The sequence below is a fragment of the Streptomyces sp. NPDC056061 genome, assembly GCF_042266885.1.
Lineage (GTDB): Bacteria > Actinomycetota > Actinomycetes > Streptomycetales > Streptomycetaceae > Streptomyces.
Window position 1 is genome coordinate 163734 of the sequence record NZ_JBHJWQ010000009.1, and the last position, 12913, is coordinate 176646.

Below are 12913 nucleotides of genomic sequence, written 5' to 3' on the forward strand. Positions count from 1 at the left end.
AACGTATAGCGCACTGGGGGGCTTGCGGCAAGACCCTCGTTGTGCCGCAAAATCGGCGGCCGAAAGCTGGAATCTGCAGGCATGGGAGCCGCGAAGTGCGAGTGCTGTTGACGACTTGGGGATCGCGCGGAGATGTCGAACCGCTGGTGGGACTGGCGGTGGCACTGCGCGAAAACGGCGCGCAGGTACGGGTGTGCGCACCGCCGGACGAGGAGTTCGTGGCACTGCTGGCGCGTGTCGGTGTGCCGCTGGTGCCGCTCGGTCCGACGGTGCACTCGGTGGTCGCCGGTACGAGGCCACCGACGGCGGAAGACGCGTTCCGACTCGCCTCCGAGCTGGTCGCGGCCCGGTTCGACACCCTCACCGCGGCGGCGGAGGGATGTGATGCGCTGGTGGCGACCGGCCTGATGCCGGCCGGTGCACGGGACGTCGCCGAGAAGCTCGGCCTCTGCTACGTGCTCGCGTGTTTCCACACCCTCGGACTGCCGTCGCGGCATTTCGCTCCGGGAAGGCGGCCGGGCAAGCAGTCACCACAGGGCGAGACGGACAACCGGACCCTGTGGAAGCAGGACGCCCAGCGGGTGAACGCCCTGTACGGCGAGGCGCTCAACCGCCATCGGGCGGCGATCGGCCTGCTGCCGGTGGACAACGTCCGCGACCACGTCTTCACCGACCGGCCGTGGCTGGCGGCGGACCCGCTGCTCTGGCCGTCGCAGGGCATGACAGACCTCGACGTCGTGCAGACCGGGGCGTGGATCCTGCCCGACGACCGTCCGCTCCCGAAGAAGCTGGAGGAATTCCTGGACGCGGGCGCACCACCGGTATACGTGGGCTTCGGCAGCATGGCTTCGCACGCCCCGAAGGACATCGCCCGGGTGGCCATCGAAGCGGGCCGTGCGTGCGGCCGCCGCGTACTTCTCGCCCGCGGCTGGGCGGGTCTGGCCCCGATCGACGACGCCGACGACTGCTTCGTCGTCGGCGAGGTCAACCAGCAGGCAGTGTTCCGCCGGGTGGCCGCAGTCGTGCACCACGGCGGCGCAGGCACCACGACGACGGCCGCCCGGGCCGGTGCGCCCCAGGTGGTGGTCCCCCAGATCGCGGACCAGCCGTACTGGGCCGCCCGCGTGGCCGAACTGGGCATCGGCGTGGCACACGACGGCCCGAAGCCGACTGTCGACTCCCTGTCCGCCACACTCACGACGGCCCTGACGCCGGAGACACGCGCACGAGCGGTGGCCGTGGCCGAGACCATCCGCACCGACGGGGCAACGGTGGCCGCGAAGCTGCTGCTCGACGGGCTCGACGGGCTCGACGGGCTCGACGGGCTCGACGGGGTCGATGGGGAGGAACCACCCGTGTCCGCGTAGATCACGCGAAACCTGGATGACACATGCCGCACGCCGGACCGCGGGCACCGGACCGATCCCGGACCCTGGACCGATCCCGGACCCTGGACCGGGCTCGGACGTGGGGCCCGAGGTCCGGCAAGCGACGGTGTCCGCCCCGGGACCACTTGGTCGGGTGTTCCCACTCCGGAGCCCCGGGAGGGACCGGAGCCCCGGGAGGGAGACGTACCGGTAGCGCACTCCAGAAGATGGGCCGCCACCGCTGTTGCGCGACGATGAGACGCCCGAGGGCCACGGGCCGGGCCGTGCCCGCTCATGAGGGAGGACATGCCGTGTTGGGCGACGAGGACGGGACGGCCGCCGCACTGTGGTCGATGGCGGGCCTGGGCACCCCGATGGCCGTACGGGTGGCCGCGACACTGCGGATCGCCGACCACATCGTGGAGGGACGCGACACCGCTCGGGAGGTCGCGCAGGCGGTCGGCGCGCACCCCGACGCACTCGACCGGCTACTGCGCTACCTCGTCGTGCGCGGCGTTCTGGACCGTGACGACACCACCGGCCGCTACGCCCTCACGGCCCTGGGACAACCCCTCCGTGACGATCATCCGGCCGGAATCCGGGCCTGGTTCGACATCGAGCACGGCGGGCGCGGCGAGTTGTCGTTCGTCGAGCTGCTGCACAGTGTGCGCACCGGCGAGGCCGCGTTCCCGGTGCGTTACGGACGCTCCTACTGGGAGGACCTGACTGCCGACCCCGACCGCGCCGCCTCCTTCAACAAACTCCTCGGCGACGACGTCGCGTCCCGCGCGCCCGGCGTCGTCGCCGGTTTCGACTGGGCCTCGCTCGGTCACGTCGTCGACGTCGGCGGTGGTGACGGGTCCTTGCTGACCGCCCTGCTCCGGGCCCACCCGGGCCTGCGCGGGACGGTGGTGGACCTTCCGGATGCCGCGCGTACGGCGAAAGCGGCCTTCACCGCGTCCGGCCTGGGAGACCGGGCCGATGCCGTCTCGGGCAGCTTCTTCGACCCGCTGCCCCCGGGCGCCGACGGCTATCTGCTCTCGCTGATCCTGCACGACTGGGACGACGAGGCGGCCATCGCCATCCTGCGGCGCTGCCGCGAGGCCGCCGGGCCCACCGGCTCGGTGTTCGTCATCGAGTCGATCGGCCCGGACGGTGATGCCCCGCACACCGGAATGGACCTGCGCATGCTGTGCGTCTACGGCGCCGGGGAACGAGGCATCGCCGAGTTCTCCGCGCTGGCCGGGACGGCCGGGCTCCAGGTCGTGGCAGTCCACCCCGCGGGCCCGTCCGCGATCATCCAACTTGTCGCCGCCTGAGCAAGGCTGCCTGAACGCAGCAGCATGAACGCAACCGCTCGAAGGCCAACCGTCCGGAGGCCGCCGTCCGAACACGGCCAAGCGTCCGGAGGCCGCCGTTCGAACAACGCTGCCCGAAGACGACCGCCCGGTAGCCGCACTCGAACACAGCCGCCCGGCACCGCGCCCCACAACCACCGCACCCCGTAACCACCCCGCACCGCAAGCACTCCGCAATTACCCGCACCGCAGCATCCCAGCGCCTGCACTGCAAGCACCCCACAACCACCCCACAACCACCCCACAACCACCTCGCAACCACCCCGCACCGCAACCCCGTACGAGCCGCGCACGCCACTCAGAGGAGACCTCCATGGCCGGGCCGGTCCCGTCGCCGACCGAGACGTTCACCGCCCTGGGCACCCCCGACGGACGCCAGGACCCCTACCCCCTGTACGAGGCGATCAGGGCTCACGGGAACATCGCACGGCTCAAGCCCGGCCGGCTGATCGTGACCGGCTACGAGGAATGCGCCCGCGCCCTGCGCGACCCCCGGCTGCACGTCCAGGACGCCAGTAGCTACGACGCCGCCAAACCCGGTTGGCGGGCTCACTCCTCCCTGCGCGCGTTCACCAACTCCATGCTCTACAGCAACCCGCCCGACCACACACGACTGCGGAACCTGGTCGGCTTCGCGTTCAGCCCGCCACGGATACGCGAACTGCGCACTGTCGTCGAGGAGATGACCGATCGTCTGCTCGACCGCATGGCCGGTCTCGGCGCGGGTGGCGCCCCCGTGGACCTCGTCGCGGAGTTCGCCTCACGGTTGCCGGTCGCCGTCATCAGCACCATGCTCGGCTTCCCCGAGGAGGACCAGGTCTGGTTCCGGGACATGGCATCGGCCATCGCCGTCGCCACGGACGGTTTCAGCGATCCCGGCGCGCTGCACCGGGCCGACGCCGCGATGGACGATCTGAGCGCCTATTTCGCCTCGCTCGTCGACCACCGTCGCCGCCACCCGGCCGATGATCTCGTCACCCTCATCGCCGCCACTCACGGCACCGAACCGGGCAGGCTCAGCCGGGACGAGTTGATGGGCACCCTGATGGTGCTGCTCACCGCAGGTTTCGAGACGACCAGCTTTCTCGTCGGCCACGGCGTCCTGCTCGCCCTGGACCATCCCGAGTACGCACAACGCCTGTGCTCCGAGCGGGACTTCGCCGACCCCTATGTCGAGGAGATCCTGCGCTACGAGCCTCCCGTGCACGTCACGAGCCGTCGGGCCGCCGCCGACACCGACCTGCTCGGCACCCCCGTACCGGCCGGCACCGGACTCGTCCTCGTCCTGGCGGCGGCCAACCGGGACGCCCGCCGCTACGCCGACCCGGGCCGCTTCGACCCGGACCGCCCGGCCGGGCAGCCGCTGAGTTTCGGCGCGGGTGCGCACTACTGCCTCGGCGCACCGCTGGCACGCCTCGAAGCGGGGATCGCCCTGCCCCGGCTGATCCGCCGCTTCCCGGATCTGGCCTGCGTCGAGCCGCCCGTCTACCGCGACCGCTGGGTAGTGCGCGGCCTCGACACCCTCCCCGTCGCTCTCGGTACGTCCGTCGTCGCCCCCGTCGCCAGGACCGCCCCGTCTCCGTAGCCGTCGCCCATACGCACCGTCCCCGTCTCCCCACTGGCCGCCTCCCGGGACCCCCGTGTGCCGGCCCCGCATCCATCCCGTGGCCCGGCGCGGCCCGTACGCACCGAACCACCTTGCGCCGCCGCCTCCCCCTCTCCGAACGGACCCGCGCCGGACCGGAGCCGGCCCCACACCGGCCCCACACCGGCCCCACACCGGACCCGCGTCGGGGCCGCCTCGGACCCGCGTCGAGGCCGCGCCGGACCCGCGCCGGAATCCCCGTATCCCGAAGGCAGCCCCGCCCGTGTCGAGGCTGCCTTCTTCGCGTCGCCCGCGCATCCTCGGAACTGCCCCGTTCCCATACTCGGGTTCCGAACGCCGCACAGCATTTACGGAGATGCGTCCGAATACCCCATGCCATGACGATTTCGGAAAGTCGACGGGCCACCAAGGGCGGGCGAACGACACGACGCTGACGGGCCACGGGACGCAGACGCTCCACACGACGCAGACGGGCCACGGGACGCAGACGCTCCGCGGAACACGGGGAGTGTGCCGGACCGGCGGACGACCGTCCCCCGCACGTCGGTGCGCGTCGGCCGTCCTCACTGCCGGAACCGTGTCGGTCCGCGGCCGACGCCGCCGACCGCGGCCGATTCCTTCGAAGGAGACATCTCGTGACAGCAGCACTGAAGATCCTCGCGATCAACGGATCCGAACGGGACGGCAACACCGCCGAAGTCCTGCGGCACGCCGCCCGGACCGCCGCGGCCCGCGGCGTCGACTTCGAGACCGTCGACCTCCGTTCCGTCCGGATGGAACGCTGCGGCCCCTGCGGCGACTGCAACGACCGCACGGTGCCCTGCGCACTTGCGGACGACGTGCCCGGTGTGGTGCGGAAGATGATCGATGCGGACGGCATCGTCTTCGCCGCGCCCGTGCACGGCTTCGGCACCGCCAGCCTGATGCAGACCTTCATCGAACGCGCCGGGGTCGGCTTTCTACGCTTCGACCGGCCGCTGACGAACAAGGTCGCCGGCGTCATCTCCGTCGCCCGCCGCTACAGCTCCGGCGAGGTTTGGGCCCAACTCACGGTGAACGCCCTGCTCAACCGCATGATCGTGGTCGGCAGTGGATTCCCCGCGACCGTGCACGCCCTGCACCGCGGGGATGCCGCCAAGGACGACGAGGGCCTCAAGAACGTCTCCCGCATGGTCGAGCGGATGACCGACATGATGGAACTGCTCGACGAGCACCGACGACTGACGGGCCGCGAGAACACCCTGGCGGCCCACGAGGTCAACGAACGGGTCGGCCTCGCCCTCAACGAGGTCAACGCACAGGTCGGTCTCCCCCTCGACGCGTTGCAGGCGCAGTCGTGAGCACCGCACCCGCACCCGCACGGACCGTGCCCACACCCGTGCCCGCCGCACCCGCACGGACCGTGCCCACACCCGTGCCCGCCGCACCCGCACGGACCGTGCCCACACCCGTGCCCGCCGCACCCACACCTGCCGCGCCCGCCTCCCGCCACGACGCCGCCCCGCAGGACTTCCCCGACACCTACCGGCGCCTCAGCCGCGCCTACCACGACTCGGCCCTGACGGATGCCGAACTGGCCCGCTGGCACCGTGAACGGCTGACCGCCGTACTGCGCCACGTCACGGAACGCTCCCCGTTCTACCGGCGGCACCTGGCTGGTGTGGACATCGACCGGGTGACCCCGCAGAACCTGTCGTCGCTGCCGTTCACCACCAAGGACGATCTCCGCCGGGAGATGCACGACGTGCTCTCCGGCACCCTCGCCGAGGCGAGCATCTACTACGAGACGAACGGAACCACCGGCACCGCCACCCCCTGCCCGCGCGGCCCGAGGGACATCGTGACGTCCAACGCGGCTGTCGAGGAGTCGTGGCGGCGTCTCTTCCGCGCCCGTTTCGGGGACCGCATGCCGGTCATCGGGCTCATGGGGCCGTCCGAACTGTACGCGTTCGGGGACGTGTTCACCGCTGTGGCGGCCTCGCTCGGAGCCTGCCACGTCAAAATCTGGCCGGAGTCGCCCAGGGTCGGTTTCCGCAAGGCGCTGCGCCTGATCGAGGAGCTCGGCGTCGAGGTCCTGGTCTGCGCCCCGGCGCTGTGCCTGAGCCTGGCCAAGGCCGCCCGGCACTACGGCGTCGACCTCTCCAGGCTGCCGGTGAAGTTGTTCCTGGTGCTCGGCGAGATATGCACCCCGCAATTCGCGGCCAACGTGTCCTCCGTGTGGCCGCACGCCGTGGTCCGTCCCGCGCTGTACGGCTCCCAGGAGGCGTTGTGCATCGCGACCGGCACCGATGCCGGCGCACTCCATCTCTCCGGCCTCAACTACCTCGCCGAGCTTGTCGATCCCGACACCGGCACCCCCCTCGCCGTACCGGCCGGCAATCACCCCCACGAGGGCGAACTGGTCCTGACCATGCTGATCGACGGCATCAAACCGCTGATCCGCTACCGCACCGGCGACCTGGTACGTCTCACCCCCGCATCACCCGGATCGGCCCTGCCCGGCCCGGTCGTCGAGGTCGTCGGCCGCGCCGCCGACCGCATCCCGCTAGGAGACACCCTGCTGCGGCCCGCCGAACTCGAAGCCGCCGTGCTGGAACGCGTACGGGGCTGTCTGGGCTACCAGGTCGTCATCGACCATGCCCCCGACGGCGCCGACACCGTCACCGTGCACATGGACCTGACCGCCGACGCCGACCGCACCGCCGTCGCCGGGGCCGTCGCCACCGAGTTGCGGGAACGCACCGGTGCCCACGTCGACATCGCCGTCGACACCGACATCGACCCGGTGACCCACACCGGCTCGTTCGTCAGCTGGAAGGCGGCCCGGGTCCTCGACAAACGCTGCGCACCCGACAGCGCCGCACGGACTGCCCGGCGGATCGCGCACCGCTACGCAATCACCACGTGAACCGAGGAACGAAAGAACGAGAGAACCGAGGAACGAAAGAACGGAAGAACCAAAGGACCAAAGAACCAAAGGACCGAAGGACGAAGAACGAAGGACCGAGCGATGACTGACCGGATTCCCGCACCGGCCGGGGTGCACGTCACCACGCACACGCACAGCCTGCCCCCCATCCCGATGCTTCCCGCTTACCAGGCCCTGGCCGAACGCTTCGGCCCCGACCAGGTCTACCTCCTCGAATCCACGGCGGGCCCGGTCCGCGACCGCAGGTACCAGTTCGTCGGCTTCGGCGCACTGCTGACCCTCTCCGTCACGGACGGGGAGGTACACGTCGCGGGCCTGCCCGCACTGTGCCAACTCCTGCTGGATCGAGCCGAATCCCTGCTCGTCGCCCCGTCCCTCGCATCCGATGGCGGCGGCGACAGTGCCAGCGGCAGCGGCAGCAGCAGTGCCAGTGCCAGTGCCAGCGACACCGAGCACCGGCTGCGGCTGCGCACTCCCCAGGACCTGTGGCCACTGCTGCGCACCGCACAGGCGACGTTCGACGCGCAGGGCTCGGCCGACCGGTTCCGATTCGGCTTCCTCGGCTACTTCGGCTACGACACCGTCCGCTACATCGAGGAACTGCCCCGTCTCATCGACCGTCGGCCCGCGCTGCCGGACGTACAAATCGTCCTGCATCAGGGCTGCGTCATCTCCGACCTGGAACAGCACACCACCGATCTCGTCCTCCACGAGTCCGCGCACTGGCGACCTCTCGACGAGGGCGCGCTCGCCTGCCTCCTGCGCCGGTCCGAGCACACCCACCCCGAACCCTCCGACGACGCCTTCCCCGACGCCTTCCCCGATTCATTCCTCGACTCGCTACCCGAGGCCACCGTCATCGACGACACCGAGCCCGAGGTGTTCGCCGCCGACGTCGAGCGCTGCCTGAAGCACATCGCCGTCGGGGACATCTACCAGGTCCAGATCGGCCACGAACTGGCCATCCGGTCCGCCGCCGACCCGGTCGACGTCTATCGGCGCCTGCGACGACGCAACGCGTCGCCGTACATGTACCTGGCCGGTATCGGCGGGCAGCGTGTCATCGGCGCCAGCCCCGAACTGTTCGTACGGGTCGAGGGCAACACCGTCACCATGCGCCCGATCGCCGGCACCCTGCCGCAGACCGGGGAGGACGACGGGGCCGGGGCACTCCGCCTGAGCTCGGACCCCAAGGAGATCGCCGAACACACCATGCTGGTGGACCTGTGCCGCAACGACATCGGCCGGATCAGCCGCCCGGACACCCTTCAGGTCCCGGACCGGCTCACTGTCGAGCGGTACTCGCACGTCCTGCACCTCGTCTCGACCGTCGTCGGCGAGGCCGAGCCCGATGAGGACGCCTTCGGCATCATCGCCGCGCTGTTTCCCGCCGGAACCATGACCGGCACCCCGAAGATCCGCGCCATGGAGATCATCGAGTCCGTCGAGCGCAGCCGCCGCGGACTGTACGCGGGGGCCCTCGGCCTGATCGATGTCGGCGGCTACACCAACCTCGCCCTGTGCATCCGCACGTTGTTCCACCACGACGGTGTCTTCCGCACTCGGGCCTCGGCGGGAATCGTCGCCGACTCCCGCCCGGACGCCGAATGGCGCGAGACGCTGGCCAAGATGAGTGCCGCCCACTGGGCGGTCACCGGAAGGGAGTTGCTGTGACCGTCCTCCTCGATTCCTCGTATCCGGAGGGTCCGGCACGGCCGAGGGTCCTGGTGGTCGACGCGTTCGACAGTTTCGTCGACATCCTGCGCCAGTACCTCATGTCCGCAGGCGCGGTTCCCGTCATGGTGCGGTCCAACGTGCTGCGGCCGGACGAGGTGCGAGAGTCGGGCTTCGACGCGATCCTCCTGGGTCCCGGCCCCGGACACCCCGACACCTCCGGGCACGTGGAGATCGTCTCCGGGTTTGCCGGCGAACTGCCCCTGCTCGGCGTCTGCCTCGGTCACCAGGCGATCGCGCGCGCGTACGGCGCGGGCGTGGTGGCGGCCCGGCACCTGATGCACGGCAAGACCAGCCGGATCGAACACGACGGCAAGGGGCTGTTCACGGGGCTGCCCCAGGGATTCGAGGCGACCCGCTACCACTCCCTGATCGTCCCGGCGGACACCGTTCCGCCAACCCTGGAGATCACCGCCCACGCCGCCGACGACGGGTATGTCATGGGCTTGCGCCACCGGACACTGCCCGTCGAGTCCGTGCAGTTCCACCCCGAGAGCTTCCGCACCGATCACGGCATGCGCCTCATCACCAACTTCCTCGACGGCGTCCGGAATCCCGCAGCCCGGGAACGACGCACCGTGGCCGTCTGACTCCTCGTCTTCCGCCTCCTCATTCCTTCCCGGTTTCCTCCTCGGCTCCTTCCCCGCCCACGATTCGGCGGCCCGGCGACGCCTGACGCACAACCGCCTGACACACAACCGCCTGGCACACAACCGCCTGACACATAGCCGTACGACGCACAGCTTCATGACGCAGAGCTGCGTGACGCACGACGACTGCATCTCCGCACACCCGGAGATGCGCCACCCCGAACACACGCACGAGGATGGCGACCGAGTAAGTGCCCGACAAACTGGCTCAGGCTTCGACGCACCGCAACGGAGGCGCAGTGGACTTCTGGAACAGCAAGGCGGAGACCATGCCCCGCGACCAGTTGCTGGCCTGGCAGTGGCGCAAGCTCCGGCGGGCCCTGGACAACGCGCGCAGCAGGTCGCCGTTCTGGGCCGAACGCATCCCCGACGGGATCACGTCGCTCGCCGACTACACGGCGCGCATGCCGCTCTTGTACAAGTCCGACCTGCTTGCGGCGGAGGCGACGGAGCCCCCCTACGGCACCTGGCCCTCGCTCGACCCGTCGACGGCCGTGCGCCACCACCAGACCAGCGGCACCAGCGGCAACCCGCCGGTCCGCACGTTCGACACGGAACGGGACTGGTCGTGGTGCACGGACACCTTCTGCACCGCCCTGTACAGCAACGGGGTCCGCTCCCACCACAAGGGGCTGGTGGCCTTCGGCTACGGCCTCTTCGCCGGGTTCTGGGGCATGCACTATGCGCTGGAGCGCATGGGTTGCACCGTCATCCCCGCGGGCGGGCTCGACTCGCGGGCCAGGATCCGCCTGCTCGTCGATTACGGCATCGAGGTCGTCGGCCTCACTCCGAGCTATGCGATGCGGCTGATCGAGACGGCACGGGAGATGGGCGTCGACCTCGCCCGGGACGCCAACGTCCAGATCATCCTGGCGGGCGCGGAACCGCGGTCCGACTTCACGACACGCACCATCGAGGACGCGTTCGGGGCCCGGGTGTTCAACGCCGCAGGAACCACGGAGTTCGGCGGTGTGTTCATGTTCGAGTGCCCCGCGCGGCGCGGCGCCTGCCACATCATCGAACCCTCGGTCATCGAGGAGGTCCTCCACCCGGAGACCAAGCAGCCCGTGGGCTACGGCGAGGAAGGAGTCCGGGCCACGACCGGCCTGAACCGCGAGGGCCTCCAACTCTTCCGGCACTGGACCGAGGACATCGTCGTCAAGCGCCCCCACACCGAATGCGGCTGCGGCCGGACCTGGGACTTCCTCGACGGCGGCATTCTGCGCCGGGTCGACGACATGCGCAAGATCCGCGGAGTGTCCATCACACCGGTGATGATCGAGGACGTGCTGCGCGCCTTCACCGAGGTGAACGAGTTCCAGACGTCGATCCGGCAGGTTCGCGGTCTCGACACCATCCACATACGCGTCGAAGCCGGCTCCCTCTCCGGCCCGGCCGCGGTGGACCTCTGCGACCGCATCACGAAGGAGTTCAAACACGAGACGGGCCTGCGGCCCGAGGTGGAGCTCGCCGAGCCCGGAAGCCTGCCCCGATCGAACTGGAAGGCGGCACGACTGCATGACGAACGCACACCCATACCTCACAACTGAGCAGGAGCAACAGCTGCTCGACATCTACCGTGTCCTGAGCGACCTGGCCCGCACCTGCCAGGTCCCCACCGTCTCCGCCGCCGTCCGCGCGGCCCTGGCCCCCCTCCACACGGCCCTGGACGGCCAGGACCTGGACCACGACCACTACCGCCACCCCGACGACACCCTCGCTTCCTAATGCTGTTGTCAAGCAGCTGTAGTCACTGGGGGTGCGACTTGATAGCACCGTCGGTCACGGATCAGCGCCCACAGAACGTTGACGCGTCGGCGGGCGAGGGCGAGCACGGCCTGGACGTGTTTCTTCCCTTCGGCGCGTTTGCGGTCGTAGAACTTCCGCGAGTTCGGGTCGTAGCGGACGCTGACCAGCGCGGAGGTGTAGAACACCCGCTGGAGCCTGCGGTGGTAGGTGACTGGCCGGTGGAGGTTGCCGCTGACCTTGCCCGAGTCACGCGGTGCGGGGGCGACTCCGGCGAAGGCCGCCAGAGCGTCGGGCGAGTCGAATTCCTCCAGGCCGCCGCCGACAGCGGCGAGGAACTCCGCGCCGAGCACGGCGCCGATGCCGGGGACGCTCAGGAGGATGTCGGCAAGTTCGTGCTCGCGAAACCGGCCCTCGATGAGCTTGTCCATCTCGGAGACCTGCTGGTTGAGGGCCATCACCTCCTCGGCCAGGGTGTGGACCAGCTTCGCGATGGTCTTCTCCCCGGGGACGGCGGTGTGCTGGCGCTCGGCGGCTTCGATGGCCGCCTCGGCCAGGGATCTCGCGTTGCGAACCTTGCGGTTGGCCAGCCATGCGGTCAGCCGGGCGACCCCGATCCGGCGGATCGCGGCCGGGGTCTGGTAGCCCGTCAGCAGCCTGAGAGGCCCGGTGTTGGTCACGTCCAGGGCCCGCTCCAGGGCCGGGAACATGGACAGCAGGGTGCCGCGCAGACGGTTCACCGCACGGGTGCGGTCCTCTACCAGGTCGGCCCGGCGCCCGGTCAGCGGCTTGAGATCGATGGCGGCTTCGTCGCCAGGGCGGATGGGCCGCAGGTCGCGGCGCATCCTGGCCTGGTCGGCGATCACGCAGGCGTCGCGCGCATCGGTCCTGCCCTCGCCGCGGTAGCCGTCCGAGGCCCGGTTCACCAACCGGCCGGGCATGTAGAGGACTTCCTGGCCGTGGTTGATCAGCAGGGCCAGCAGCAGGGCCGGCTCCCCGCCGGTCATGTCGATGGCCCAGGTGACCTCACAGCCGTCGGCCAGGTCCAGGACGTCACCGATCAGCTTCAGCAGCTCGGGTTCGTCGTTGGCGACCCGCCGCGACAGCAGCGTCTTGCCGTCCGCGTCCAGGGCGAGGCCGTGATGGTGGCCCTTGCCGCTGTCGATCCCCGCCCATATCCGGCTCATCGTGCTCCTCACGTACGTGCTCGTTCTGTGCGTGCCACGGACGACCTCGCCGGCATTGCTCTACACAGCGACTTGTTCGCACTTCCTAATCGGCGGCCGAGTCGTCGTGGGGCGCCGGGCGGCGAAGCGAGGGAAGCCACGAGACGGCAGCCGCCTGATAGCCACACCCAGCACCCCTGGGCGACCCAACCCTACGAATGGCTCGATCAACCCGATCAAGACGGTAGAGCCGCCTGATCACTCTCCGCGCTTCGTGATGCGGGCCCAGCGACCGGCGAACGGCGTGGCGAATATGGGGTTCGGGACGCCGGGTGCCGTGCCGGCGCGATCTGGCAT

10 protein-coding genes are annotated in these 12913 nt (G+C 70.1%); 9 read left to right on the plus strand and 1 reads right to left on the minus strand.

The features are described 5' to 3' along the window. The first annotated feature begins 95 nt into the window (after positions 1–95). The 9 genes from ACFC79_RS16375 to ACFC79_RS16415 all read left to right on the plus strand — a co-directional run bounded on the left by ACFC79_RS16375 (position 96) and on the right by ACFC79_RS16415 (position 11372). Complete coding sequence (locus ACFC79_RS16375; protein ID WP_376240511.1) at positions 96–1367, plus strand: glycosyltransferase; 1272 nt, start codon at positions 96–98, stop codon at positions 1365–1367. A 314-nt stretch (positions 1368–1681) separates the two neighbouring features. After that, on the plus strand, positions 1682–2686 hold the full coding sequence (locus tag ACFC79_RS16380) for a methyltransferase (RefSeq protein ID WP_376240653.1): 1005 nt from the start codon (positions 1682–1684) through the stop codon (positions 2684–2686). Between the two features lie 352 nt (positions 2687–3038). Next, the gene (locus ACFC79_RS16385) at positions 3039–4310 is read left to right on the plus strand and encodes a cytochrome P450 (RefSeq protein WP_376240514.1); all 1272 of its coding nucleotides are present in this window, start codon (positions 3039–3041) and stop codon (positions 4308–4310) included. A gap of 656 nt (positions 4311–4966) precedes the next feature. After that, complete coding sequence (locus ACFC79_RS16390; protein ID WP_376240516.1) at positions 4967–5671, plus strand: flavodoxin family protein; 705 nt, start codon at positions 4967–4969, stop codon at positions 5669–5671. Continuing rightward, complete coding sequence (locus ACFC79_RS16395; protein WP_376240519.1) at positions 5668–7239, plus strand: phenylacetate--CoA ligase family protein; 1572 nt, start codon at positions 5668–5670, stop codon at positions 7237–7239. The genes ACFC79_RS16390 and ACFC79_RS16395 overlap by 4 nt, the downstream gene beginning before the upstream one ends. 102 nt (positions 7240–7341) lie before the next feature. Beyond that, on the plus strand, positions 7342–8934 hold the full coding sequence (locus ACFC79_RS16400) for an anthranilate synthase component I family protein (RefSeq protein WP_376240522.1): 1593 nt from the start codon (positions 7342–7344) through the stop codon (positions 8932–8934). Then, positions 8931–9584: an anthranilate synthase component II gene (locus ACFC79_RS16405; protein WP_376240524.1), complete on the plus strand. Its 654-nt coding sequence runs from the start codon at positions 8931–8933 to the stop codon at positions 9582–9584. The genes ACFC79_RS16400 and ACFC79_RS16405 overlap by 4 nt, the downstream gene beginning before the upstream one ends. A gap of 299 nt (positions 9585–9883) precedes the next feature. Next, positions 9884–11194: a phenylacetate--CoA ligase family protein gene (locus tag ACFC79_RS16410; protein ID WP_376240527.1), complete on the plus strand. Its 1311-nt coding sequence runs from the start codon at positions 9884–9886 to the stop codon at positions 11192–11194. Then, entirely contained in the window at positions 11163–11372 is a 210-nt protein-coding gene (locus ACFC79_RS16415; protein ID WP_376240529.1) for a DUF6052 family protein, read from the plus strand. Before ACFC79_RS16410 ends, ACFC79_RS16415 begins: the two co-directional genes overlap by 32 nt. 8 nt (positions 11373–11380) lie before the next feature. Here the strand turns inward: ACFC79_RS16415 and ACFC79_RS16420 are convergent, their stop codons facing one another. Then, complete coding sequence (locus tag ACFC79_RS16420; protein WP_376240531.1) at positions 11381–12577, minus strand: IS110 family transposase; 1197 nt, start codon at positions 12575–12577, stop codon at positions 11381–11383. Positions 12578–12913: the final 336 nt, after the last annotated feature.

What these genes read in the sequence shown, in the direction of transcription:
- ACFC79_RS16385 (WP_376240514.1), top strand. Translation starts at nt 3,039, where the DNA reads ATGGCCGGGCCGGTCCCGTCGCCGACCGAGACGTTCACCGCCCTGGGC.
- ACFC79_RS16400 (WP_376240522.1), top strand. Translation starts at nt 7,342, where the DNA reads ATGACTGACCGGATTCCCGCACCGGCCGGGGTGCACGTCACCACGCAC.
- ACFC79_RS16415 (WP_376240529.1), top strand. Translation starts at nt 11,163, where the DNA reads ATGACGAACGCACACCCATACCTCACAACTGAGCAGGAGCAACAGCTG.
- ACFC79_RS16420 (WP_376240531.1), bottom strand. Translation starts at nt 12,577, where the DNA reads ATGAGCCGGATATGGGCGGGGATCGACAGCGGCAAGGGCCACCATCAC.